The sequence below is a fragment of the Novosphingobium sp. CECT 9465 genome (assembly GCF_920987055.1).
Lineage (GTDB): Bacteria > Pseudomonadota > Alphaproteobacteria > Sphingomonadales > Sphingomonadaceae > Novosphingobium.
This window is the reverse complement of sequence record NZ_CAKLBX010000002.1, coordinates 106,630-129,477: the sequence shown is the minus strand read 5'-3', so window position 1 is coordinate 129,477 and position 22,848 is coordinate 106,630. Positions and strand designations below refer to the sequence as shown.

The 22,848-nt window shown below is 60.6% G+C and carries 27 protein-coding genes; 6 read left to right on the top strand and 21 right to left on the bottom strand.

The window, feature by feature from the left end:
• The first annotated feature begins 264 nt into the window (after positions 1-264).
• Positions 265-474 (top strand): hypothetical protein, encoded by a 210-nt coding sequence (locus LUA85_RS18905; protein ID WP_054590569.1) that lies wholly within the window; start codon positions 265-267, stop codon positions 472-474.
• Between the two features lie 30 nt (positions 475-504).
• Positions 505-1,164: a hypothetical protein gene (locus tag LUA85_RS18900; protein ID WP_231472013.1), complete on the top strand. Its 660-nt coding sequence runs from the start codon at positions 505-507 to the stop codon at positions 1,162-1,164.
• Between the two features lie 10 nt (positions 1,165-1,174).
• Here the strand turns inward: LUA85_RS18900 and LUA85_RS18895 are convergent, their stop codons facing one another.
• Entirely contained in the window at positions 1,175-1,960 is a 786-nt protein-coding gene (locus tag LUA85_RS18895) for a hypothetical protein (protein ID WP_231472012.1), read from the bottom strand.
• A gap of 176 nt (positions 1,961-2,136) precedes the next feature.
• Here LUA85_RS18895 and LUA85_RS18890 point away from each other — a divergent pair, with 176 nt between their 5' ends.
• A complete protein-coding gene (locus tag LUA85_RS18890; RefSeq protein ID WP_150126413.1) occupies positions 2,137-2,361 on the top strand; it encodes a hypothetical protein in 225 nt (74 codons plus the stop codon).
• Between the two features lie 29 nt (positions 2,362-2,390).
• On the opposite strand, the gene LUA85_RS18885 is transcribed toward LUA85_RS18890, so the two are convergent.
• The 20 genes from LUA85_RS18885 to LUA85_RS18790 all read right to left on the bottom strand — a co-directional run bounded on the left by LUA85_RS18885 (position 2,391) and on the right by LUA85_RS18790 (position 21,249).
• Positions 2,391-5,177, bottom strand: a complete 2,787-nt coding sequence (locus LUA85_RS18885; protein WP_231472011.1) for a conjugal transfer protein TraG N-terminal domain-containing protein — start codon at positions 5,175-5,177, stop codon at positions 2,391-2,393.
• Between the two features lie 12 nt (positions 5,178-5,189).
• Complete coding sequence (locus LUA85_RS18880) at positions 5,190-6,632, bottom strand: conjugal transfer protein TraH (protein WP_231472010.1); 1,443 nt, start codon at positions 6,630-6,632, stop codon at positions 5,190-5,192.
• Positions 6,632-7,435, bottom strand: coding sequence for a conjugal transfer protein TraF (locus LUA85_RS18875; RefSeq protein ID WP_231472075.1), 804 nt, complete (start codon positions 7,433-7,435; stop codon positions 6,632-6,634). The genes LUA85_RS18880 and LUA85_RS18875 overlap by 1 nt, the downstream gene beginning before the upstream one ends.
• Positions 7,432-7,809 carry a hypothetical protein gene (locus LUA85_RS18870; protein WP_231472009.1) on the bottom strand — a complete coding sequence of 126 codons (378 nt, stop codon included), beginning with the start codon at positions 7,807-7,809 and terminating at the stop codon, positions 7,432-7,434. The genes LUA85_RS18875 and LUA85_RS18870 overlap by 4 nt, the downstream gene beginning before the upstream one ends.
• Positions 7,810-7,812: 3 nt before the next feature.
• Positions 7,813-9,549: a conjugal transfer protein TraN gene (locus LUA85_RS18865; protein WP_231472008.1), complete on the bottom strand. Its 1,737-nt coding sequence runs from the start codon at positions 9,547-9,549 to the stop codon at positions 7,813-7,815.
• Entirely contained in the window at positions 9,546-10,283 is a 738-nt protein-coding gene (gene trbC / locus LUA85_RS18860; RefSeq protein ID WP_231472007.1) for a type-F conjugative transfer system pilin assembly protein TrbC, read from the bottom strand. The genes LUA85_RS18865 and trbC overlap by 4 nt, the downstream gene beginning before the upstream one ends.
• Positions 10,284-10,293: 10 nt before the next feature.
• The gene (gene traU, locus LUA85_RS18855) at positions 10,294-11,286 is read right to left on the bottom strand and encodes a conjugal transfer pilus assembly protein TraU (RefSeq protein WP_231472006.1); all 993 of its coding nucleotides are present in this window, start codon (positions 11,284-11,286) and stop codon (positions 10,294-10,296) included.
• Between the two features lie 37 nt (positions 11,287-11,323).
• Entirely contained in the window at positions 11,324-11,596 is a 273-nt protein-coding gene (locus tag LUA85_RS18850) for a hypothetical protein (protein ID WP_231472005.1), read from the bottom strand.
• Entirely contained in the window at positions 11,593-12,213 is a 621-nt protein-coding gene (gene traW / locus LUA85_RS18845) for a type-F conjugative transfer system protein TraW (RefSeq protein ID WP_231472004.1), read from the bottom strand. The genes LUA85_RS18850 and traW overlap by 4 nt, the downstream gene beginning before the upstream one ends.
• A gap of 38 nt (positions 12,214-12,251) precedes the next feature.
• The gene (locus LUA85_RS18840) at positions 12,252-12,728 is read right to left on the bottom strand and encodes a S26 family signal peptidase (protein WP_371823736.1); all 477 of its coding nucleotides are present in this window, start codon (positions 12,726-12,728) and stop codon (positions 12,252-12,254) included.
• A 109-nt stretch (positions 12,729-12,837) separates the two neighbouring features.
• The gene (locus LUA85_RS18835; protein ID WP_069052120.1) at positions 12,838-13,389 is read right to left on the bottom strand and encodes a TrbI F-type domain-containing protein; all 552 of its coding nucleotides are present in this window, start codon (positions 13,387-13,389) and stop codon (positions 12,838-12,840) included.
• Complete coding sequence (locus LUA85_RS18830; RefSeq protein ID WP_231472002.1) at positions 13,386-13,751, bottom strand: hypothetical protein; 366 nt, start codon at positions 13,749-13,751, stop codon at positions 13,386-13,388. The genes LUA85_RS18835 and LUA85_RS18830 overlap by 4 nt, the downstream gene beginning before the upstream one ends.
• Positions 13,748-16,321 (bottom strand): type IV secretion system protein TraC, encoded by a 2,574-nt coding sequence (traC, locus tag LUA85_RS18825; protein WP_231472001.1) that lies wholly within the window; start codon positions 16,319-16,321, stop codon positions 13,748-13,750. Before traC ends, LUA85_RS18830 begins: the two co-directional genes overlap by 4 nt.
• A 6-nt stretch (positions 16,322-16,327) precedes the next feature.
• The gene (locus LUA85_RS18820) at positions 16,328-17,050 is read right to left on the bottom strand and encodes a hypothetical protein (RefSeq protein WP_231472000.1); all 723 of its coding nucleotides are present in this window, start codon (positions 17,048-17,050) and stop codon (positions 16,328-16,330) included.
• Complete coding sequence (locus LUA85_RS18815; protein WP_231471999.1) at positions 17,047-17,889, bottom strand: DsbC family protein; 843 nt, start codon at positions 17,887-17,889, stop codon at positions 17,047-17,049. The genes LUA85_RS18820 and LUA85_RS18815 overlap by 4 nt, the downstream gene beginning before the upstream one ends.
• Before the next feature lie 8 nt (positions 17,890-17,897).
• Positions 17,898-19,187, bottom strand: coding sequence for a TrbI/VirB10 family protein (locus LUA85_RS18810; RefSeq protein ID WP_231471998.1), 1,290 nt, complete (start codon positions 19,185-19,187; stop codon positions 17,898-17,900).
• A gap of 5 nt (positions 19,188-19,192) precedes the next feature.
• A complete protein-coding gene (locus tag LUA85_RS18805; RefSeq protein WP_231471997.1) occupies positions 19,193-19,993 on the bottom strand; it encodes a type-F conjugative transfer system secretin TraK in 801 nt (266 codons plus the stop codon).
• The gene (locus tag LUA85_RS18800; protein ID WP_054136667.1) at positions 19,990-20,556 is read right to left on the bottom strand and encodes a type IV conjugative transfer system protein TraE; all 567 of its coding nucleotides are present in this window, start codon (positions 20,554-20,556) and stop codon (positions 19,990-19,992) included. Before LUA85_RS18800 ends, LUA85_RS18805 begins: the two co-directional genes overlap by 4 nt.
• Position 20,557: 1 nt before the next feature.
• Positions 20,558-20,842, bottom strand: a complete 285-nt coding sequence (traL, locus tag LUA85_RS18795; protein WP_054136666.1) for a type IV conjugative transfer system protein TraL — start codon at positions 20,840-20,842, stop codon at positions 20,558-20,560.
• Between the two features lie 89 nt (positions 20,843-20,931).
• Positions 20,932-21,249, bottom strand: coding sequence for a hypothetical protein (locus tag LUA85_RS18790; RefSeq protein WP_058803365.1), 318 nt, complete (start codon positions 21,247-21,249; stop codon positions 20,932-20,934).
• Between the two features lie 273 nt (positions 21,250-21,522).
• On the opposite strand from LUA85_RS18790, the gene LUA85_RS18785 reads away from it, so the two are divergent.
• Genes LUA85_RS18785 through LUA85_RS18775 form a run of 3 tightly spaced genes read left to right on the top strand, consistent with a single transcriptional unit; the run spans position 21,523 to position 22,834 of the window.
• Positions 21,523-21,996: a hypothetical protein gene (locus LUA85_RS18785; protein WP_231471996.1), complete on the top strand. Its 474-nt coding sequence runs from the start codon at positions 21,523-21,525 to the stop codon at positions 21,994-21,996.
• 40 nt (positions 21,997-22,036) lie between these two features.
• Positions 22,037-22,528: a hypothetical protein gene (locus LUA85_RS18780; RefSeq protein ID WP_066110830.1), complete on the top strand. Its 492-nt coding sequence runs from the start codon at positions 22,037-22,039 to the stop codon at positions 22,526-22,528.
• Between the two features lie 3 nt (positions 22,529-22,531).
• Entirely contained in the window at positions 22,532-22,834 is a 303-nt protein-coding gene (locus tag LUA85_RS18775) for a hypothetical protein (protein WP_231471995.1), read from the top strand.
• Positions 22,835-22,848: the final 14 nt, after the last annotated feature.

Below are 22,848 nucleotides of genomic sequence, written 5' to 3'. Positions count from 1 at the left end.
ATCTTTTTGGCAAAGCATACGCGGAGATGTACGGGGAGATCGAACCTCGCCGATGTCGCACAGACGCAAATGCTTGATTCAATGCGATAACCAGAAGGGTCGTCTCACGTCTCATAACCCTCCCTCTACGCGCCAGAGGACGATCAGCCGATGTGGCAAAATCGCTTGAATTCAAAGGCTCAAAGACGCTTGGTACCCATTGATACGGTCTTGACACTGGGCCTGTAGCAATGCGACCGAACAAGCGGTCGAAACGAGAACCAAATGGCAAACTACGACGACGCCCTGAAAGTAATGGACGCGGTGGCCAAGTACCGTGAGGACGAGAGTTTGCCCGACGACCCGCACGAAATCGACCGCCTCTGCGAGCGGTTGTTCTCGGACGACGGGTTTGACGAAGTCGCCATCGCATGGAAGCGTATTTCGAAATACGAGCGTGAGGTACACGGCGGCGATTGGCCAAAGGCCGATTGATGAGAATTGCTGTCATGCTACTATTACGGCATGGCGAAACGGATTGAGCTCTACCAGGAAGCTGCCAAGCGTATGGCGATTAGCCCTGACGCGTGCATGGAGCAAATTCGGCGCTGCAGCATCAGTTCCAAGTTCGGATATGAGGGCACTGACCCAGCCGCACTTGCCGCGATCGTGGGAATGGACGCAGACTGGGGTGCCGCCGCATTTGCGGAACTGCGGAGCACCGGTTTCATCAAAACGGACTGGGCCCGTTTCAAATGGTACCAGCCAAGCGGCAAGGAACTCGATGATAAGATAGCCGAGCTAGCGGCAATCGAAGCCGCGGCAATCATCAGACTGTCGTCCATGGACTGCGCGCCGGCACTACCTGCTATCCGCGCCTTGGTTGAGAACTTCCTCGAAGAAGCGGATGGCGGGGACACGATTGCGACGAGCCTGGCTCACAACAGGATGATGCTGGCGATCGTCAGCGCCACCGGCGAGCTTCGCCTCATGGAAGATTACGTCAAACATGCCAGTGTGGCGGTCGCCTATGCAGTTGCGGCTCGACTTGAGGCTGCCGACCTCGAGGGCATGAAACGTTCAGCTAATGTTATTGTGGACCTCATCGGGACGACCGAACCGCGGGACTGCGCAGCCGAAGCGGTCGCCATGCGCCTCCACCCGAGAGAGCCCGTGAACGCGTAGGACGCCTCACTCAGCAAAGGGGCAGCGTTACCTGACCGACCTCTTCCAGAGGCTCTATAATCGGCGTGAATGTGCGGGAACTGCCTGCATAGGTTGGATAGCCCGCGATGTTGTCCTCGATAGTCTGGAATCCATCCTGGCGGTCGTTGACGGGATAGATGCCCTCGCCCATCTTTTCGATGAGCGTTTGCAGCGAAGGGGCGATGCCATCGAAGAAGATCCGGCTAGCCGCGCGAACGCCGGCAATGTCGCCTGTCCTGGCTGCATCCAGAAACCGGTCGCTAGCCTCCACCAGAAATCCTGTGCGGACAGAATAAGAGTCTGCCATCCAAAGGAGGCGGAAAAACGCCTGGGGGATGAACTGCGAGACAAGGTTGGCAAGGGTGCTTTCCTTGCCACCCAGGACGATATGCGTGAGCCCCATTGCACCGAGAAAAAAGTCCTCGTGTTTCACAGGGACGTTTCGAATGCGTTCGTCGATGAATGCCGCGAGTGGGCCCAGGGTTCCGCCCCCAGACTGCGCCAACCGGACTGCCCCGATCTCGACGATTGCGCCTAGCGAAAGGCGCCATTCCTCAACTTGGCTCTGCGAGAATGTTGAGATGACATAGGAAGTGCCCGAGCGGGTAAGATAGCCGCCGACCTTCAAGGCGACCAGCAGCCTGCGCGCCATATTGATATGAAGCCCGTAGTACGCAGCCATGTCTTGGGCAGAGTACGGCGCTCCAGCCTTGAGCTCGCCAAATAGAATGCGCTCTCGAAGATCGAGATATGTCGCGTCAGTCTTCGATAACATGCTCTCAACGGCTCGCTTGAATTCAGCGTAACCGCTCCCCTTCTGGTATGATTCCGGCACCCCACGCAATCGCTGATACAAATCGAATCGGCAATCGCCTCCTAACCCCTCGCAGCGCTGAACCTATGATTGTCTTTTTGGCGTAAAAACGCTACGGAAAGGCTAGGAGAATGCCGATGGACGATTTCAGCCACAAATCGAGCATGGATCCGATTACCTATGCTGTGATGACCGGCGATACCTCCCGAGGAGCATCGGTTAGTGACCTTGGACGAACCTACGGCAGTCTTGAGGACGACACAAAAGATCTGACCTACAGCGGAACACACACGGGTACGGGCTCACTCCTTGCCCTCGTGCTGTCGATTGCCTTTCTCGTAGTCGCTATTCTCAGCTGGTAGCCTATTGGGATGATCGAGCGCTCAGACAATCAACGCTGATCCTTGTCATAGAAGCGCTCATTGAAGCGATCGTCGGCGGCACCCTCACCTTTTCGATCCTGCTGAAAATCCTGACGGCGCTGGCCGGATCGAGTGACATTGGTCTCATAACGCTGTCCGAGAGACTGACCGCCTTCATCGATTCGATCGCTGATCGCGCTGTCTGACGACCCCTCGACAAGATTGCGCGGCGATCCGACTGAACGGCGAGGTCCCTGTCCGCGTAAGTCTGTCTCCGTGAATGCGCCCGGGCCCGAGACATTGCCAACGAGCGAACCAGGCTGCGGGATCAGATCATTGAATGGCGCCACGCGCTGATCATAGTAGTCGGCGATGATGGCCCGCGCGACCACTTCAGCAGTCGCCTGCTCCTGGGGGCTGAGATCTGTGCGTGCCAGACTCGGTGCCGTCAGCCCCAGTTCAGCCGCCTTTTCCTGATACCGGCTTGCGATAATCTGGCTTAGGTCAAAGGAGAGATTGGACCCATAGCCATCCCTGCTCGAAGTGTTGCTACTGAGGGATTTCGAGACCTCGTCGATCGCCGCAATGCGCTTATCAATCCGCCGAACGTCCTCAAGCGCCTGTTCGCGAGAAAAGGCCGCCTCCGAATAGCCTTCACTCCGGCTGAAGCTGCCACTCTGCACATAGCTGCCGCTGTCCTGCGTTGCGTTGGACCCATTCGAACGATTGTCAGATGTCGATGAGTCGAAGCCCTGGCTCTGATTGGCTTCAGTTCCTCGGGTGACCGTATCTAGCCGCGCACGAGCGCCAGTAATGCCAGCTTGAACACTACCACCAATCGCACCATTGGCGCCACTGCCGCCTTCACCATTCGCAGCGCGCTTCCCGCCGCGTCCTGCTGAACCACCAACGCTCAGCGAGCCGCCCCTAGTTGTTTCGAGACGATCCGTATTGCTTTGCTGGGCTCCCTGCGAGGAGTTCACACGGTCGCTCTCCGAGACCGTGTCGCGTGCATCAAGCGACTGGTTGTCAAACCGCTGCAGGTTCTCGCCCGACCGGAACCCTGCAGAACTCTCGGAACCGCTGGAATTGCGGGTGCCGGTTGTTTGCCGGCTCGACGTTCGATCAGCCAATGATAGCGCGCGGGAACGCTCTTCGCTCAGCGTATTGCGTGCAGTTTCCAGTTCGGACAACGTCTGCTGGCGCTCAGCATTCGCGAATTGGCTGACAGAAGATGCAAACGCGAGGCGGCTGATCGCAGGTGAGGTATCGTAAACCGTAGACCCATCTGATGTTGTTCGGGTGATCGCGGCATTCGCACCTACGCTCGACATGATCGGCGCGCCTCCCGAGAAAGACGGCGCCGTGTTCCACTGGTCAGACTGCCGGTTGGAGCTCGAGAGATTCATATAGCTCTCGTTGCCGTAGGCATAATTCCCGGTCGTGCGCTCCACCGCTGCAGCCTCGGCCGCAGACTGGGCAGGCGCCAACATCGACGTTGCCTGAGACGAAACCGCCATCGCGCCCTTGGCCATGCCTGCCGCCAGAAACGGGATCGACATCATCAGGAAGCCTGCAATCGTTGCCGTATCCGTGTTGACGGCATCGATGCCTGCCATCCCGGCCATCGTCACCCCGCCCGGCGAGGTCGCGTTCATCGCATCAGCCGTCCGGTCCATGATAAACATGTGCAGGACCACGTAAAGCGGTCCCCAGGCGGCCAGGTAGAAGAAGCCGGTAAAGTATCCCTTCAACGCAGGCGTGCCACTGCGCGGGATGAGGAAGAGCGGGAAAATCACTGGGAACATCGCGTAGAAGACGACCGTCAGCACGATGTTGAGGAGCGGGACCCAAGTCATGGCCTGCTCCGCTATCGACGTATAGGTGTTGCGCGCCTGCTCCTCTGCACGCAGGACAGCAAAGGTGTCACCATCTGCCGCGCCAAGGTTGGCGCGCGCCTGCAGAAAGGCGTTGACGAGCGAGCGCTGTTGAAAAATCTGCTGTGCGGTCTGCGAACTGCCATGGAAATGGTTGGCGACAATCGGAAGGTCCGCAATCAGCTTCGAGCGCGCCAGCGCTGGGGTTAACCCTGGGAAAATCTTGCGACCTTCCTCTTCGAGTGCCGTGTCGGAATAGGTCGTAACGCCGGTGCCGATCGCCGTATAACCCGCCTGACACGTGACGATTGTGGGAGAGCCGCTTTCGGGGATGAACTTCATCCCTCGCGCAGGCGAGCCCGGCCCCATCTCCGTCAGAATATCGTTGGAATTAGCGATGGTGTCGAAGGATTTGAAGCCGAGCAGGATATCGTAGAAAAGGCACTGCTTCATGTACTCTTCAAGATTGGCGCTGATGCGGGGATCGCGGATCCGGAAGTCCTGAGTGCGGTCCCATAGGCGCGCGCCGTAGATCATGCCGTTGCTCGACATCTGCAGCGAACCCGGCATCACAAAAACCGTCTCAGCCGTGCGCGTGAGCCAATCACCAGCAGTCGAACTGACCGAGGCTATCATTGCCAGCCCCAGAGGGACGTTTGCGACCGTTGCGGGTGCCAGGGATGGATTGAGGCGGTCGGTGACCCTCACCGTCATCGTGGGCACGATGAGGGCGCCATACATGAGCGTCGCCCCCAGAAACCAGTTGAACCAGGCACGCCAGTTGAGGCTGAACGCCACCACCATCAGCGTGTAGATCAAGCCCATGACCATCACGACGCGCAGCAGCGAGCGAAAACCCCCTCCCCCTGTCCAAGCGGATACCGCGTTGAAGACATTGACGATGTATTCGCCCCCGCCGATCGTGAAGATCTCCATCATGGCACGCGGTCCTTACTGGATGCCCTGACGCGAAAGCGACGTGCTGAATGACAACGCGGCCGACATCTGCGGCGACAGATTGTTCCTGAGCGTGCCCTCAAGGAACACCGCGCGCTGAACTACATGCTGAGTCCGGTCGAGGCGCAGCTTCATGCCTTGCGAGTATGTGTCGAGGACCTCACGCACCGAATTGATCTGATCGCGCCACTGCGAAAGAGCTTCCTCATTGGCGTTCTGGAAGGTCCCTACCCCGCGCGAGGCATAGCCATAGTATTGCTGCGCAAGCGCATCGAGGAGATCCATAGCCACGATTTCGGCGAGGTCATTCATGTCGTTGCTGGTCATGCCGCCGAGGGTTGCGGCAGCGTTGACCGTCATGATCTTGTAGAGCGGAATCGTGGTCGCCCCGAGCAAGCCGATCTCGTCACTGGTGAGCGCGGCATTGCTGCGAACCTTCGCGTTCATGCTCTCGATCATCGCCCGGACCCTAGGTTTCAACGCCTGCGATGCCGAAATCGACATGGCCTGCGTGGTCGGGTTGAGGCACTTGTCGTTGGTATCGCAATTCAGCATCGTGACCGAGCTGGTACCGTCCAGAAGCGCAGTCAAAAGGGCGCGGTCGCCCTGCCCCACGAACTGGAACCCGCGTTTGCCGCTGGCATCCCCATCCTGGTAGAAGATCACCGTTCCGACGAAAGTCATGAGGTACTCACGAAACTCGGTCGAGAAACTGGGGTAGCTTTGCTTGAGCATCTCCCACGTGAAGTTGTAACTCTGTGCAGGAATGTCGGGATCGCTGTTGGCCGCGATCGTCGAGGCACGCTGCCCCCCTGTCCCGCATTCATGGCGGCTCTTGGCCCAATCGGAGAACAACCCCTGGCTGTTGCCGACCGACTTGCAAATCTCCGAGGACATCCGATCGGACTTGCCCCACAAGCCGCCGACGAGGTTCTGCGCCACTTCGCAGCTGTTCATGTTGAATTGGTTCATCTGCTGAACCTTCTGTGCCATCTCCTCGATGGTCGAGGCGATCTGCGGGCTGATCGACTTGATCGCGAGCTGGAAGGCAAAGCCCAGCGCGTTGTTGGCAGTCGCTTTGAGCATCGCCACGATCTCATCGGTGTTGATGAAGGAGAAGCTGCCAGAGAAGACGTCGATGCCCCCGCATCCGGCCTTGACCCCGGGCAACTGGAGATTGACCGGGGTCACGTTCTTTTGCGGAAAGCGGGTCCAGATGTTGCCGCCCGAGTAATAGCCTGCCGACTGGCCCTGATAGGCGACGGGGCCGGTGGCATTGGCAGCGGCGCCCATATCGTCGAAGAAGTTATTGAGCTCCGAGCCGACGTTGGCACTGACGGGGGCTGCAGCGAAACTCGCTGCGGCAAATACGGCAAGTGCCGTCCCCGACGAGCGGAAGAGGCGGGCGGCAACGCCGCGTTTGGTCTGGCGGGCCATCAGTAGTCACTCCCGGGCTCAATCTGGGTGAGGTAGAAAATGCGCTGCATCACATCGTCGGCCGCCATCACGCCGTAGCCGATCGGAATCGGCTTGCGTGTCTGGGTGTCGAAAAGGACCAGGGCTGGAACAGCGCCGCCCTGAAGGCCCATGCGCTGGTATTGGCCGCTATCGACGACATAATTGGGGAACGCTTCGTTGGGCCCGCCATCCATCGAGACCGCGAGCACCTCTAGCCCGTATGTGTCGGACAGTGCCCGCATTACCGGCGAAAAGGTTCGGCAAGCCGAGCAGGACGAGGAGTAGAAATAGAAGACCCCGTAGCGCTCGGTGAGCGCCGCCATCGAGCCTTCACGCTGGGCCTTGCGATCCTCTGCCCAAGTCTGCTTTGCGAGAGTCGAAACAGGCCGTTCGAGCGTATAGTCGAGATCGGGGTTCTGCCAGATCGAGCGCCCCCACACATCCGCGAATGTCGAAGCGCGGTCGAGCTGCTCGCGCTGGAACCGGATATAGCTGACGATGTTTTCTGATGTTGGCTCGAGAATGGCCCGTGCTTTGAGCTCATCGAGCTTCGCCGTAATCTGAGCCATGCGCTCGGTCGCAGGAATGGCTGGCGATGCGGGCCTTGCCTGCTCGCGTGCCTTGCGCTTGGCTTCCTCCGAGTTGCAGTAAAACCAGCTCCCAAGCTTGCGCTCGTCGCAGTAGAACACATCGCGATTGGCATCTGCCGGTGGCTGGGCGAGCAAGGGGACAGCCGCCGCCCCGAGGGCTGATGCAAGGCTCAGGAGCGCTAATCTCGTCATGGGCATTTTCCTTTTTCAAGGTCGAGCATCTGCAAGAGGAAGGCAGTCTTGAAATAACCGCGGCCCCGGTCGATCATCCGGATCATTCCCCCCGACAGGGTGGTGGCCGCCTCCACACCTGCTGGCGTGAGGCAAAAGTCGAAATCACCATCACTCATCCGAGTGATGGAGCCGCGATCAAGAAGACGCTTGATCGATGCTGCGAGCTCACCGACCGTCGCAGGCCGCAAGAACCAGTCTTTGATGAGTGCGAACATCTCGGTCTCGCTGCGCGCCAGATCACGACCGATGGCGACGCTGACTGCGAGATCGAGCACCTGCGCGGGCGGAAACGGCTCGCTATGCGGGAAGGCAAGAATTTCAGCACTGCTCATGGGTCAGGTCCCACCGTTCGTGTTGTAGTAGCTTTGGATTTTCTGCTGGATCTGGATCGACATATCGATCTCGTCAGGCAGCTTTGCCGCATCAACGAACTCGGCATAAACTTCCCGGAAATCCATGCGGCTCAAGTCAAGCTGCTGGAACTGGGCGATCAGGAAGCCCTCGCAGTCAGGGCGCTGCGGCGTCCCCCACCGCATCCCAAGCTGCGCCTTGCCTTGCTCATTCAGAATCCGGACGAGCTTACTGCCGTAGCAGCAGTATGACTGCTTGCGGGTCACGCAGACGCCGAGCACGCGGGCTGAACAATAGGTCCCGATAAAGCGGCACAGACCCTCATCATCCCGCTTGTCGACCTCACGGTCCTCGCGGTCACACAGGAACGGCGTGAGAAGCGGCACGCCCTTGCCGCTGCAGCAGTTCGAAAGGCCAAAGACCTTGCGGGTGCAGCGCAAATGCTCGCCGCTGAAGATCTTCAGCCGATCAGGATCAAACCCGTCCCGTAGCTCGCCCATGACGTTCATGGCGACCATGGCGTCCTTGAACTCAGGTGATGCCTCGCGCTCGACCTGAGTGCATTCCCCATTGATGCAATAGAGATCCCCTGCACAGACATAGGCTGGTGGCGGCTGCGATCCCGCGCCGGGAATGGCGCACTGATACCAGCGATCATGGACGTTGCAGGTCACACCATCTGCGTCAAAGCTCAGGCACTCGTCATGGCTGAACCTGCAATCGCCACGCGCCTCAAGGGCACCACAGTCATTGGCTGGAGCCACCCCTTCACACTGATAGGTACGCTGCCACTCCCAGCAGCTGCGCGCCACCGAAAGACCATTGATGACCCGCGTCTCTCCGGGCGCAGTGCAGACCTCGCTTGCAAGCGTGCAGGTGGCACCATTCGTGGCGCTCTGGCAGGCGGCCTCGTCGACGGTCTCGCCGACGATCCGCGAGGTGTTGCGTTCAATCCCGCCCGGTACGCCGCTTAGCCGAGAGGGGCATTGCCAGACCTGGCGGAAGATTGGCTCGCCTGGCTCAGCACACCACCTGCGACCAAATTCCTCTTCCACCCACTGCAGGCATCTCTGCCCTACCCGAACGCTGCGCTCGAGCGTGCATGAGCTGGAGCCCTGCGCTTGGGCAAGTATCGGACACATCTCATTGCGATCAGCAAACTCTTCGGTTTCGCAAGAATACTCCCAGGTGCGTCGTCCCTCGGTCTGGATCTGCAACGACGCATTACAGCTGCGCGCCTCCGCAAAGGGCTGCGAGCCGGCATTGCAGCTTTCGAGATAAGTCGTGGTGCCCGTCCCTCCCGGAGGCAAGGGGTTGCAGGCCCCCGCGGCTCCTCCGGGCCCACCACCAGCGCCTAGATAGGCGTCGGGGTCAGCTTCAATCAGGCGACCGGCAGACAGGTCGACAGTGTCGGAATCGAACCGGGTCCTGTAGGGATCAACGATCACGCGGTACTCATCGCGATACCGCTGCGCTTCTCCCGCCGCCGTCAGCCCGACAGGATCGTCGACATAGTCGCGCGATGGAACATCAGTGCCCTGGAAGCCGGGCACGTTTGCCGCCGAACCATTGCCAAGAATGCCCGATGACGTTGTGTCACGGACACCCTTTGCGATTGCTTCGCCTTCTACCCTCGCATCACTGGCTGCCATCTGAGCGTGCGCAAGATGACCGCAAGCCGCAAGCGCAAGGGAGACCGCAAGGATGCGCAGGCCATTCACCTTTTCCCCCTCAGATTGGCAAGAGCGAGACGGGCAACCGGCGCGCCCGGCCCGCCCGCCCCGGCGAAGGTCTCAAGCACATAAGCCACACTGGTATTGCCTGAGATGCGATCATGCGGCGGCGGCGCGGTCACACAATCGAGCTGATCGCAGGGCTCGAAATCGGTCGCGAGAGCCACATAGGTGGGAACTCGGTCGACGCCGAAGGATCGAAACAACCGGGGATCGATTGCCACATTGCTTGCGCCAGACTGGTCGACAACCTTGCGGATACCGGTGATGAAGGTCTGCGGATTTCCGGTGGAGAAGCCGCGGAAAACGACAACGCCGCCTGCTCTGGTCGTGTCGGCGATCATCTGTGCAAGCGCCTCTTCGGGCATCGACAGGCTGGCGAATGCCACAAATAGCGGCGCACCCTTGGGGCGGGCCATGCCGGCCCTGGCGCCAGCCACCATCTCGTCGAAGTCGACCGGGCCATCTTTCCCGGCGATCTGCGACACATCGAGGCCGCCGGCTGCCTCATAGCCTTGCGCGACAACCGTCTGCGCCTCTTCGGCTTGGGTTTGCGCGTTGGCGGTAGCGTAGTCGAAGAGTGCTTGGGCGTCGGCCTTGAATGTATCGGCCCGCGCCTCGATCGCTTTCGGGTCGAAGTCGGTCAAATTCTGAGCAACGACGGCGGTCACACCAAGCAGCAGGCTGGCGGCGAGAGCGGGGAAGAGTCCTCTGCGGTTCATTGGCGCGACCTCACAGCATGCAACAATTGCGTTTGCGCCAGAGGAGGAAGCCGACATCCTCGCCTTTGACGGGATAGACCTGCCCAGATTTGGGCAAGATCGTGGTCGCTCCAATCGGAGAACAGGCTTCGCGGCCACTCACCATGGGCGTCGGATTTACCTGCTGCATCCGGTACTGGCTCTTCTTGAGAATCGGCATGATGTACTTGGAACACAGCGCTTTCGATCCACTGGTGCCCCAGGCGAGCCCCTGACGGTGGAGCTTGTAGACCATGCGCTCGGCCGCGAGCCGCGCTGACTGCTTGATGCCGATATTGGCACCAACATTGCCGTTCATCGGATACATCGAACCCTGGCAACCAGAGCACCAGAACAGCTCGTCCATTGGCAATCTTGCGCTGGCCGAGATGCAATCGGCTGAGCAGGCGGCCTGCGCGATGACTGAGGTGAAAAGGGCGGCCTCGGGATTGAGGAGAGATGCCAGCTCGTCGTCCTGCCAAAGCGGATCGATCTCGCTCATATAGGCAACGTCGAACGAGCTCGCCTCGAGACACAGGAAATCGGTCACCACTTCGAGCCAGTATAGAAGCGGGTAGATGTAATAGTGCACGTGGTATTTGGCCGTGCGCTGGGACTGGCCCCCTAGCTGCGCGCCGTCGGAGGCATAACCGTTACCGATCGGAAAGCCGGGGTCGAGCTTGATGCCGCCAAGGTTCGGAAAGCACCACGGCTTGGTCGAGACATCAATCAGCCGGACCGGCTCCCAGAAACCGATCGCCAGGCCGATGCGCGGCACAGGCGTGCCGCAGGCGCAGATCGGAAGGTCCGGATTGTCGGTGTCAGCACGCGATGATGGCCAAATCTTGAGCGAGCCCAGCGACAAGGGGAACATGCAGCCCCAGCACACATCGGTCACCGGATTGACGAAACTGCCTGAGCACCGACCAGGCCCGCTCGGAAGACCCTGAGCCAGAACCGGGGGGGCCAGCACGGTTGCCGCCATCAACAGGGACGCAAAGCCCAGGAGGAGCGCAAGGAGCCTAGAGCGCATCGTCTCTCTCCCTCATCAGCCAGGCATCATCCGCCGCGTTTTTGGCCCGGACCCAAAGGACCCCCTGAACCAGAGCGAAGGTCGTAGCGCCTGCGAACAATGCGAGAGCAAAGATGCCGGTTAGCGCCCGAAGTGCCCCGAACGAGACGACGAGGGCAGCGACCAGAAAGAGCCCTGTCATCGTGCGCAAACGTGCCGCCTTGAGCGCGCGCGTTTCGGGGGCAGCAAGGGGTGCCGGAACCAGATTGCGCCAGGAGTTCATGCCCCCCTCCCCTTGCGCGCAATGGCTTGCTCAGTGACTATGAGGACGTCGCCGCGCTGCTCGACCAGCGCCGGGGTCCGGCGTATCCCGAAATAGCTGGTAAGACGGCCGTCCTGATCAAAGTAGAACCGGCGCTGGTGAACCTTCATGAGCTCGAAGGGAGAGCCATCAACGAAGATGATCTTGGCGCGCGCATCGCCCCCGTGCTTCATCGCCCATTCGACTTCTGCCGGGTCATCACCATCAACAAAGAGAAGTTTCTTGCTAAGCGCAGCGGCGGCAAGAGGATTGACGCGCTGACCCGCCACAGCAATCAGGTTGCCCTTGTGATCACGGATGTCCTTGTCGATCCGGATCGACGGATCGAACTCCCAACTCCGGGTCTCTTCCGCAAGCGAAATCCCGGAGACCGGGACCGGGCGCATCACCCTCGCCTTCACCTTCTCGGCGAACTGGCGATTCATCTGATCGAGTTTTCCGGTCGCAGCCGCATGGTCGAGCCGCGCCTTGATAACGCTCAGGAGATCTGGCTCAGAAATGGACCATGTCTGGCCCATCTGCCCGTGGTCGACGCTTTGCCCCGACACTGCCCCGCCGCTCGAAGCCGTCGCTGACACCGCAAGTCCGCCAGCAACGAGGAAGGAGAAAGCGACCCTCACAGGATTGGCTGCCCGGTGCCGACAAGCCGGTCGCGGCACACAAAGCCGATATGCGCATAGCGGCTGTCGAACCCGTCCTTGTGCGGAGTTCCTGCAAAAATGCAGCCTTCCGGCACAACCCCGAGCGGGCCGGCGACAAGACGGTCGCCGCGCTTTGTCATCGGTTTGATGGTCGCCACGCGCTTGCCGTTGACGTGCACATCATTGCCGATGCGCGTCACCGTGTCGCCTGGCAGACCAAGAGCGATCTTGGTGAAAGCCGCCGGCTTCGCCCCAAAATACTTCACCGTAATGGGATCATGACCGGGATGGAAAACCACATAGTCCCCGCGCACCGGAAAACGCCTGGCCTCGACCACGAACGCCCAGTTCGGGAGCGAGTCCGTCACGTTGATCATCAGCGCGTGGTTCTCGCTCCACTTCGAAGCTGCGCTGAGGGCGCCTGCAACGAGACAGACACCAGCGATCGCCACAAGCCTGCCACCGGTCGAAAGGCGTCTGGTCCCACCTGTCGTAACCGGAGGCTCGCCGTCCGACAAAAGCCGAGCGAACCCCTTGCGCTGAGCCGAACGAAGGAGCGGATCAGGGTTTGCCATCGCGCTGACGTCCCTGATTGGCAGCCATAAAGGCCTGCATCTCTTGTTCAACGCGGGCCGCCTGCCCCTGAGGAGCAGCGCCGAGCGCCTGCGCCGGTTGGGGACGCGGAACCTTTGCGTAAACGGCAGTCTTCACGCTCTGCGTGACGTCGGGAACTTCGCCGCCCACAATCGCCTCATGAACGAGCACGACTTTCCCGGACTTCGACAGGCCGGAGACCGTCTCATCCAGCGCAGCCATGAAAACAGCGGTTTGCCGTGCTGCGGTCTGCTCGTCAGCGTTCGAGCGTGCCTGTGCCTGGAGATACTCCCCAATGATGCCCTGCAGCTGAAGCTGGACAAATTCTTGCTGCCCTGACCCCTGTGCGGCAACGCTCTTGGTCACCCAGGCCCCCCAGACAAAGGTTGTCGCCGCGCCCGCGAACAGGAGGATTTCGCGAGCCGACAGCGCGGCAAAGCGACTGCGAGGTCTGACCTGTGAGGCCTTTGCAGACGCGGGTGTGGCAGGCGCCGCCATATGGTCGAAAAGGTCCGTCATTGGTCATCTCCGGCAACAGAAAAGGCTGAAATCAGGCTCGCGCGGCGGAAGAAGGCGATCAGCACAAAGCCCGTGAGCATGACGCCGAAGCTGATGGCCGCGAACTGGCCGCGTCTCGAAGCGTCTGCTGCAACGAAGCGCGACGCGAGATTATCCAGATGAAGCATCAGGCCATCGAGAGTGAAGCCGCCAAGGACAAGGAAGAACAGCGTGGCGATACCGAGGGTCGCTAGCGCGCTGGTGGCAAGCCATCCGATGAGCCGGAGGGCAATAGCGAGAAGGTCTTGAGCGGCCTGCTTGCGGCGCGCTGCGGCCGAGCGACGGGCCCAGGAACGAACCAAAGGACGAGAAGGCGTGCTCATTCCGCAGCCTCCCTCATCGGAACTTCTTCAGGCTCTCGATGATCTTCAGGGAAAGCCACTGCCTCGATCGCTTCGGGCATCCGGTAGCCACGATGCACATAGTCCTCGATCTGGGCGAAGACATGCGGGCTCGACGAATAGAGCGTGCCTGAGAACCGGTCGAGGACGAGCCGAGCGACGCATTCGGTCTCTGGACCCCGGATGAAGATGTCCGAATAGTCGGTGCCATTGCGCTTCAGTGACCGCAGCAAAGCCTCGGTCATGTTGTCCATCTCGAACCGATCCGAATTGCGGAAATCCGAGATAGTCTCGCCCTTCTGCTGGAGGATGAGGAACCAGTCGGAGTTTTCGAGGGCGGCCCGTGAGCCTTCGGATTTGTAGTAATCGTGGATCGACTGCGTCGCGGTGATCAGCGCGCCGCCATATTTGCGGCAGGTGCGCGAATAGGTCTCGACGAAGTCGGCCATCGCCCCGCCCTTCAGCATCTGCCAGGCCTCATCGATGATCAGCGGTTTCGGGATCGCGCGGTCCATCCGGCGCATGACCTGCGAGGCAATGAACATGATCGAGGTCAACACGACGCCGCGCAGCTCCACCCGGGTCGCCAGGTCCGAGAGCTCGAACACGGTAAGATCGGCCGACAGGTCAAGGTTGGCATCGCCAAGGAAGAACTTCCCGTAGGTTCCCTTGGCGGCGAACGGCAGCAGCGAGGTCGCCAGATCATAAGCGAAGGGATGCTCGTGGCCCTTGAGGGCCTGCATCACGTGATCGATTGTGCCGTCCCGCCCATGGGTGTCCCAAACAAGATTGACCGCCTGGTCGATAAGCCCGCGTTCGGTGTCATTGAGCCGGGTCTCATTGCGCGCCATCTGCGACACGATGGATTTGAGCATCGCAAGGCAGTCGACCAAATAGTCGTCGTCACCTTCGGCAAGGGCCTCGTCGATCATGCGAAACGGGTTGATCGAAATGCCCGACGACAGCTTGAACTCGGTGAACGTCCCGCCCAGCGCCTTGGCCATATGCTCGAAGCTGCGGCCGTCATCGATCACGATGGTCTTGGCCCCAACCCCTGCAAAGCTTGCCGTGAGGTCCTGCAGCAGCACCGACTTGCCTGAACCGGACTTGCCCGAGATTGCCACATTGTGGTTGCCGGCACTGTTCTGGAAGGGTGACCAGAATTGCGGCTGACCCCGGCGTCCGATGAAGAGCAGGTGCGGGATGTTGCCGCCGATGTATTCGCCCTGGATCGGCGCAATCGCAGCAAGGTTCGCCGAGCGCATGGTGCGCATGCGCTTCATCCGCTTGAGGTCGCTGTCGAGCCCGTCAGCCAGCAGCAGCGGAAAGTGCGCCATGAAGGCGGGAAGCTGGATATGGGTCTCGTCAATCAGATCCCACCCGCTCGCCTTGTAGAGAGCCTTCAGCGTGCGCTCGCACGGCTCGCCCCGGCCCTTCGGCGCGATGATTGTGACAGCATAGTAGCAGGACACGAGCTTCTCGCCCTGCTTGACCCGGTCGGCCACGAACTGCCACTCAGCCGCTTCGGTGCGCAGCTTGGGCACAAGCTTCACGCCCTTGCCTTCCGCAAGCGAGCTGGTGCGCACGAACTTGTAGCCGGCCTTCGCTTCAGAAGACTCCTGATTGGGGATCACCCCACAAGCCGTCTGCAAGACAGGACAAGGCAGCGAGAGCTTGGGGTTGAAGATGTCCCCAATCACCTTCTGGCTATCCCAGGGCGCCCAGCGATCCGGAAAATTGCGCACCGCCATGGTGCGCACATCGAAGCGCTCAGGCACGAAGTCCTTTAACTCGGGCACGCCATCGACTGATGAGCCCGTTGGCCGCAACGACTGTGCCTCAAGTACGAGGCGGTCACGCCCAACATGGGTGACGAGATCGCGCCTGATGCATTGCTCATTGATGGGATCGAACCGGTTGTATCCCGGCACTTCATCGCCAGCGCCAGTGGACGGGGCGAGGATCTCGTCGAAGAAGCGGATCAGGTCGGTCGGAGCGAATTCCTTGACCGGGACATCGATGGAATCGAGCGCGGAAATGATCCCCTCGCGCATGGTCAGGAGGTCATCGGTCGAAAGGCCCGAACCGTCACTTATCCCGACCGCGAGCAGCACGCGAAAGCTCCGCACAAAGAACGGGCCATCGCTCGCAAGAGTGGACCATGCTCCATTGCGCAACTTGTCGACGCGGTGACGGGCGAGCGTCTGGAAAACCCCCGAAGCCTTGTAGCGCGGCAACGCCCAGGTCTGCAGTTTCTCAGCAACGCGCGGGCTCGAATAGTTCGTGACCGAGAACTTGGTGCCGGGCAGAAGAATGTCGGAGAACAGCGACCCGATCACATCATTGACCCGGTCGTTTGCACCGACAAGCGGCGCGAGCTCGATGATGAAACCCTTCGAGCGGACCTGATGAAAGATACGCTTCTCCTCATCGAACGAGCGATACCCGAGGAAATGGGAGAGCATTGGCACGCTGGCAGGCCGGGCGTTCTGCTCAGGCTTGCGAGCGTCGCCGGTTACCAGATCGATGATGTTGGTGAAGGCCTGCAGCATGGCGCGTTACTCCGGCGTTGCAGGGGGCGTTGCAGGGAATGAGGCGGCCTCGCGCCTCGGCAATCGCTGCTGTGATGCGAGGCGCTCGGAGACCTTCGCCTCGATCTCAGCGATCGGGTTGGCAGGCTGAGAAGCCGCTTGCTGGGCTGGGGCCTGCTGGATCGGCGCTGGGGTCTTTGGAAGATTGGACGCCATGGCAACCTCAGCGCCCACGGAACCCGGCTGACCGTCATCCAAGATGCCATGGGCAATCGCCATGAATTGCGGTGCGCTCTCGGCGGCCGCCAACAGCCCCTGAGCACGCGCAGGCTTTGCACCTCGTAGCGCAATTGTCTCGAGAGCATCGCCCCGGCCCGGGAGCATCGCCTTAACTGGCACCGCGATGCGGGCATGGGCTGTGCCTGCGGCATCCGTGTAGCCCGGAAACACGACAGACAACTCGTAACTCGGCGACGAACGCGCAACGAGTGCTTCGGAACCGAGCGACGGGCCGCGCACAGGCGCCGAAATCCCGTCGTCCATCCGGAACGGGCCTGCAGGGTTGAGGAGATCCGCCGAGGTGGTCTCCTCAATCCGCGCAATTGCACTGTCATCGATCACCAGCGATGGCGCGCAGATACCGTCTGCAGCCTCGCAGCGGAACTTGCCGCTGACATTGGTACCGAGCGTCGTACAGGCCGACAGGGAGAACGTCACCGCCGCGATTGCCATTGCGCCTTTGGTGTTCATGACACCTTCTCCTTCAGCCAGGTTTCGAGGAACTCGCGAGGGCGGAAGCCGTGGAGGACAGCGCCATCGTCGCGCACAATGACCGGGGTGCCGGTGAACCCATGTTTCCTCGCAAAGGCCTCATTGGCATCGAGGCCCGAGGTGTCGCAGCGCCGACCACTCGTGATCGCGCCTCCGTCATAGGCCTCGTTCACCGCGCGGCGCTTGTCGGTCGCACAGATGACCGCCTCGGAGATTGGACGGGTGCCGAGCACCGAAATCGGGCGCTCAACGACCTTGACGTCGAGCGTCGCGAGGGTTTCGTGGAGGCGTTTGCAATACCCGCACCGAAAATCGCTGAAGACGGTGATCGTCCGGCCACCCTTGCCCATCACGACGCTGCCGCTCGAGGGCAGAGCTGCCAGCGCTGCGGGATCGATACGTGGCAGTGGCTGCGTGCCGCCCGCACCTGCCTGTCGTGCCAGTGTTGGTTCGGCCGCGTCCTCTTGCTCGCCAGCGCCCCCCGCCCCGACCAGCATGTCCGGGTTCATCTCGAGCAACCGGGCAGCTGTGAGATCCTGCTTGGTCTCCATGTCGTAGACACGGCCAATGATGAGGTAGCGCGCCGAGCGGTCGATGTAGAAGAGGTTCTGGCGTGCCTGAACTTCGCAGACACCCTTGATCTTGTCGCAGTCGATCGTGGTAATCTCGGTCTTGGGAAGACGTTTGACGAGCGCTGCCTTGATCGTCGCTGCGTCATCTGCCGCCGCGGCATGAGCGGCTGCGGCGATAGCAGCGAGGGAGCCGGTGAGCGCAAGGGCGGCCCCTGCCACCTTCCATGTGGTCCATTTGAATTCCATGTTGGGCCTCAATTCCTGATGAAAGTGCCGTCGAGGAACACGACCTCGACCGCAGCACCGGTGGGCATCTCGACGACCGGCTGATATTGCTCGGCCCGTTCGATCAGATAATCGGAGAGGGTGTTCCCGGCGTTGGCCGCGCCGCCGCCAATCGCCTGAATGCCGACATCGGAAGCTGACGGGAGCACGGGATCTTGGGAAATCCGGGGGATCTGGTTGGCACCCTGAAAGGCGTTGCCCACCCCGCTCACCAGCCCTGCGAGAAACGCTTGCGTGGTGAGCGAGCCTTCGCGGCTCACAACGCGTCCGCGAACGCCGACTTTGCCGCCAAAGGCAATGAAGCCCTTGACCTCTGACACCGCAAAGCGCCCGCCGGGCTGCGCGCAAGTCATGCGCTGCAGCTTCACATAGACCTTTTCGCTGGAGAGATCGCCATAGGCCGCACCATTGACCATGCAGCCCTGAACGCGGGTCGCGAGGAGCTTGCCGTCACCATAGACCGAGCGCGCCGGCCCAGTGATGCGCAGAAGAACCGGCAGCGGGTCACTCTGGCTGCGGGTATTGGTCGTCGCATCAACGCCGACCACCACGGTGGCATTCGCGATCGAGTTGGGCGGAAGGTAGTTCGGGGAGTCGGTGTAAACCGCAGGGGCCTTGGCCGGATCAATGCGCGAGCCCGTCCCGCCCGCTTGCGCGAAAGACACCATCTGCACGTCGTTGCCGCGGCGGGGCAATGCGGCGGAAGGTGCGCCGGACGCAGCCGGCGAAGGCACGCCCATCTCACGGGCAGCCGCGACCGGCCCGGGGGCAGTCAGGCGGGGGTTGCCCCTGGTGACCTGCTGGCGCAGTTGCTGGTTCTCACGCTCATAAGCCTCGAGCACCTGCTGCCCGTCGCGCGCCATCGCGGCATTTTCACCGCGCAATGCCTGAATCTCGCTCTGCAATTGCGCAACCTGACCGGCCTGCGCCTCGACGCCTTTGAGGCGCTGATCCTGAGAATTGACCTGGCCTTCGTAGATGGCCATCCATTCCTGATCGACGCGCTGGCGGTTCATCAGGGCATCGGTTGACACCTCGGTCTCGTGCCCAGGCTTGGTTGCCTCTTCGACCACGGTTTCGGTCCGCAAGACATACATGGTCGAAGCCACGACCGCGACACCACCGAGCCCGAAAAACAGCATTCTCTGCCGCTTCTGTGCCTTGTCATTGTCGATGATCGAGCCCGTTTCATCGACCGCATCGCGGCCATCGGCCTCGGCGCCATCCAGATCCTTGGGCTTGCGCTTAAGAAAATCCATGAGGCTTACCTTCCTGCAGGCACGACCACGTAAGCAGCAGTCGCCTGCCCGCTTGCGAGGTTGGGGTTGGAAATTGTGACGGCGATTGCACCGTCCCCGGCGATGAGCTCTTCGCGAAGCGCAATCGGTGAGGAGCTTGCATTTTCGATGCGCAGGACCTTCCCGGTCATCGTCGGGCTGCGGTACTCGGTGATGAGCTGGACCTTCATATCGCCCACGTTGACCGGGGCACGGGCCGCATCGCGGATCTCAAAGCCGGTCACCGGGCGCTGTTCGAACATCGCCCTGACGAGCCCGACAGCGCGATCCTGCAACGAACCCGATGCTGTAAGGACCTCAGGCTTGGCGGACGGATTTTCGATATCGGCGTTGCCCACGAAAACCTGCACGGCGCTGTCACCGCCAATCTGGCAGTCGAACTTGTAGACAAGGCCCTTTTGCGTCGTCCCGAAGAAGGAGATGTTCGGCTTTGAATAAGCTTCGGGGACCGAGATGTAGATATCGCCGCGGGTGGGTTCGTGGACGATCGAGAAGTCTTGGCCCTCGACGCCAGTTTGCACTCTGGATACCGACACGAACCGGTCATCCTTCAGCGAAATGCGCGTCAGGTCGGCCTTGGATGCCCGGCAGCGAACCTCTCCATTATCGACGGCGAGGATGTTTTCGTCAGCAAAGGCTGGCGTGGCCGCCATGACGAATCCGACAGTGAAAAGTGCAGCGCCAAGCCCGCGAAGAAGATGGCTGTCGATGCGGAAAAGCAGCGGCGCGCCCGAGGCAAAGCAGAGCGTCGAGACAGAGAAGGTCATTGGTTGGCTCCTTCCTTCTTAACGACGACACCAAACCCCTTCAGGCGCAGCGACACGCCGGTGTAGGTCCAGTGAAATTCGAAGATCTTGTGCTCGCGGCGCACGTCCTTGGATCCGACGATGGTATGAAGGACGCCGCCGACCTGGCTGGTGAGGTTTTCCGGATCGGTGCGGATCCAGTTGATCGTGACAAACTGGGTCACCTGCGACCCCTCCTGCTCAGCCACGATCCGCAGAAGCTTGGCCTTGAGAGCCCCGCGCGCCTCCGGCGCGGAAATGGCCACGATGCCATCAAGCCAGTACTGGAGTGTTTCGGGCGAGCGGTTGAGCGCGAGCTGCGCGGTGTCGCGCGTCACGGCCTCAAGATATTCGGGCGTGAGCGCCGCAGAGCTCAGCGTCATCTGGCTGGGCAGGATGGGCTGCAGCACGACCTCGCGGTCCCGCGTCGATGCTGCGGTGAACATGACCACCACGAGAATGCCGAGCACGACACAGATGAGCGCAAGCAGGTTGCGCTGCTTGAGGGTCCGCTGCGACGCCTCATGAGCAAAAGAGATTTCCATATCAGCCCGCCATCACACGAAGATGAGATGGCGGAGCGACCTTCAGACCGAAGAATTCTCCCGGCAAATGCCAATAGGCAAAATGCAGGACCCAATGCATCGAACGCCCAGCTTTGACTTTGCGATAGCCGAACCACGCAGCCAGGGCCAAAAGGAGCCCGATGACAACGTGCTGAGCGAGGATGCCCCAGGTGAAGGGTATGACCATCACCAGGAATTCATCGAGGGTCCAGAACCCGATCAGTTCTGGATCGTCGAGATGTTTTGGGATCGAATACTGGTCCAAGGATCAACTCCGCCAGAGGGAGGACAAGGAGCGGCAGCCCAAAAGGTGAACTGCGGTACCCTTGCCATCATGAAGCGAGGGCGCAGCGTTCAGACCGTGCCGGTAACCGAGGCGGTGACGATCGGAATGCCGGTCCCGGCGCCGACGCCGACGCCCACAGGGATTGCGACCTGACCGAGCGAAAAGCGGCCCGACGCAAGCGCCACGATCCCGCCGGCGAGCGAGAGCACGGTGATGATCCGGCCCCCGGAGCCTTCAAGGAAGCCGGTGAACTGGGCGAGAGCGGTGTTGAAGGTCGTGTCGGCCCCCGCCATTGCGGCATCAGCGCCGAACACGCTGGCGGCCGCGAGCGCCGCAACCGCAACAGCAAGCGTGCCGCTGCGATTCTTCAGATCGAGACTTGTCATTGAGTTTTCCCTTTCGGTTGGATGCTGGCGTCTGCCGCCACAGCCAAAATCCGCCCGACGAGAACCTTTTCTCAACACCGAAGTGTCAGGATTTCTAAGGAAATGAGACATTGGGGCAGAATTGAACCCCACCCAGGATTCGATTCGCTCCCAGCCTGGGAATGAGAATTTCCCACCGTGGTCCAATTTGCGACCCACACCGGGGATGTTTGTGCCCCACAGCGGGCGAAAATCAGCCCCAAGGTGGAGAGGAATCCGCCCCCACGGGTAAAAATGCGCAAAAAGGATGACCCGGAAACCGCGCAGTTGCAGGATGACAAGTTCAGACGCTGCCACATCGAGAGAAAGGAGATCGAATTGAGCAAAAGCACGCATGTAGCCCACGAGATTTCCATCAGCGCACACGCCTTCGAAGATATCGTCAGGGCCATCGCAGCACTCAGCCTTGAGCAGACGCGCTTTGTGACGTTCAAAGACGTCATTCTCCATGCGATGGAGCGGTACCCAGCCCTCAAAGATGGACATTCCGCAGCGCTGGAGACCCTGCTTCCGGTGGACGGACCCGTTCGGATCTACGTCCGTCTCAATTCTACGGACAATGCGGCTGTTGAGCGGCTGAAAGGCGAGCTGAACGCCGCTACCAAGGCTCATTGCGGGGTGCGCGAAACACTGATTTTCTGCGCAATGTTGGTAGCAGAAGGCGAATTTTCCGCTTGCAAAATGCAAATCGACAAAGTCAAACTATGAAACTGCATGGAGTGGAATACATGGGATCGTGGAGGCACGCATGTGCGAAGGGACGGAAGATGGAGTCGCCAGCAGAGCTCACAGCGTAAACCAACTGTATGCAGCGCTCATCAAGGAACAGATGAGGCTGCAGAACACAAGCTTGCGCAAACTGACCGATGAAGGCGTGATCAAAGAAAGTCGGCGTAAAAAGTTCTTCGACAAGGTCGAAGATGGAAATCTGACGATCGACGAATTCCAACGCGTCCTGCTCCATCTGAAAATCGACCCTATCCGAGCAGGCCTCGTTCTGCTGTGCTATGAAAGCGCTAGCTCCTACGAAGACCCATGCTGCGAGACGACGGCATTGGTCGCGGTCGCACTGGCCGCCCGGCTACCAAGCGAACTCGCAGCCTGCGAAGGGCAGTTCGAGACCATTCGTCAAAGCCTGTGTGACACGATCGCCCGTAAGACATCGTCGGCCATCGCCAAACACCACATGTCGCTTGAAAGCCGGCATAACGGCGGCGGTTTTGAACATGCGTATGCTTGAGCCTTGTACGGCGAAACGAGCCCGCGCTGCATGACGAACCGCGTGACTGGTCACGGGCAGACGTCCTGTACCGCACAGCGAAGCGCAAATATGGCGCAGCACCGGAAAGCGGAGCAAAGACGCAAACGCCGTCAGGATGGTTTGCGCCCCCTCGAAATCTGGCTGCCAGCAGCCACGATCGAATTGATTGACCAGCTGAAAAGGGATGATCTCTCGTCCAGGGAAGCGGTCATCGCAGCGATTGTGGCGACAACGCTCAGCGTCAGATCGCCTGAACCATCAGAAGGACAACCGATGATGCTCTGAAATTGAAAGGGGGC

Bases quoted from the DNA above. Each gene is read 5' to 3' on its own strand.
- LUA85_RS18905 (WP_054590569.1), top strand. From the start codon at position 265: ATGGCAAACTACGACGACGCCCTGAAAGTAATGGACGCGGTGGCCAAG.
- LUA85_RS18900 (WP_231472013.1), top strand. From the start codon at position 505: ATGGCGAAACGGATTGAGCTCTACCAGGAAGCTGCCAAGCGTATGGCG.
- LUA85_RS18895 (WP_231472012.1), bottom strand. From the start codon at position 1,960: ATGTTATCGAAGACTGACGCGACATATCTCGATCTTCGAGAGCGCATT.
- LUA85_RS18890 (WP_150126413.1), top strand. From the start codon at position 2,137: ATGGACGATTTCAGCCACAAATCGAGCATGGATCCGATTACCTATGCT.
- LUA85_RS18885 (WP_231472011.1), bottom strand. From the start codon at position 5,177: ATGATGGAGATCTTCACGATCGGCGGGGGCGAATACATCGTCAATGTC.
- LUA85_RS18880 (WP_231472010.1), bottom strand. From the start codon at position 6,632: ATGGCCCGCCAGACCAAACGCGGCGTTGCCGCCCGCCTCTTCCGCTCG.
- LUA85_RS18875 (WP_231472075.1), bottom strand. From the start codon at position 7,435: ATGACGAGATTAGCGCTCCTGAGCCTTGCATCAGCCCTCGGGGCGGCG.
- LUA85_RS18870 (WP_231472009.1), bottom strand. From the start codon at position 7,809: ATGAGCAGTGCTGAAATTCTTGCCTTCCCGCATAGCGAGCCGTTTCCG.
- trbC (WP_231472007.1), bottom strand. From the start codon at position 10,283: ATGAACCGCAGAGGACTCTTCCCCGCTCTCGCCGCCAGCCTGCTGCTT.
- traU (WP_231472006.1), bottom strand. From the start codon at position 11,286: ATGGCGGCAACCGTGCTGGCCCCCCCGGTTCTGGCTCAGGGTCTTCCG.
- LUA85_RS18850 (WP_231472005.1), bottom strand. From the start codon at position 11,596: ATGAACTCCTGGCGCAATCTGGTTCCGGCACCCCTTGCTGCCCCCGAA.
- LUA85_RS18835 (WP_069052120.1), bottom strand. From the start codon at position 13,389: ATGACGGACCTTTTCGACCATATGGCGGCGCCTGCCACACCCGCGTCT.
- LUA85_RS18830 (WP_231472002.1), bottom strand. From the start codon at position 13,751: ATGAGCACGCCTTCTCGTCCTTTGGTTCGTTCCTGGGCCCGTCGCTCG.
- traC (WP_231472001.1), bottom strand. From the start codon at position 16,321: ATGCTGCAGGCCTTCACCAACATCATCGATCTGGTAACCGGCGACGCT.
- LUA85_RS18820 (WP_231472000.1), bottom strand. From the start codon at position 17,050: ATGAACACCAAAGGCGCAATGGCAATCGCGGCGGTGACGTTCTCCCTG.
- LUA85_RS18815 (WP_231471999.1), bottom strand. From the start codon at position 17,889: ATGGAATTCAAATGGACCACATGGAAGGTGGCAGGGGCCGCCCTTGCG.
- LUA85_RS18810 (WP_231471998.1), bottom strand. From the start codon at position 19,187: ATGGATTTTCTTAAGCGCAAGCCCAAGGATCTGGATGGCGCCGAGGCC.
- LUA85_RS18805 (WP_231471997.1), bottom strand. From the start codon at position 19,993: ATGACCTTCTCTGTCTCGACGCTCTGCTTTGCCTCGGGCGCGCCGCTG.
- LUA85_RS18800 (WP_054136667.1), bottom strand. From the start codon at position 20,556: ATGGAAATCTCTTTTGCTCATGAGGCGTCGCAGCGGACCCTCAAGCAG.
- LUA85_RS18790 (WP_058803365.1), bottom strand. From the start codon at position 21,249: ATGACAAGTCTCGATCTGAAGAATCGCAGCGGCACGCTTGCTGTTGCG.
- LUA85_RS18785 (WP_231471996.1), top strand. From the start codon at position 21,523: ATGCGCAAAAAGGATGACCCGGAAACCGCGCAGTTGCAGGATGACAAG.
- LUA85_RS18780 (WP_066110830.1), top strand. From the start codon at position 22,037: ATGTGCGAAGGGACGGAAGATGGAGTCGCCAGCAGAGCTCACAGCGTA.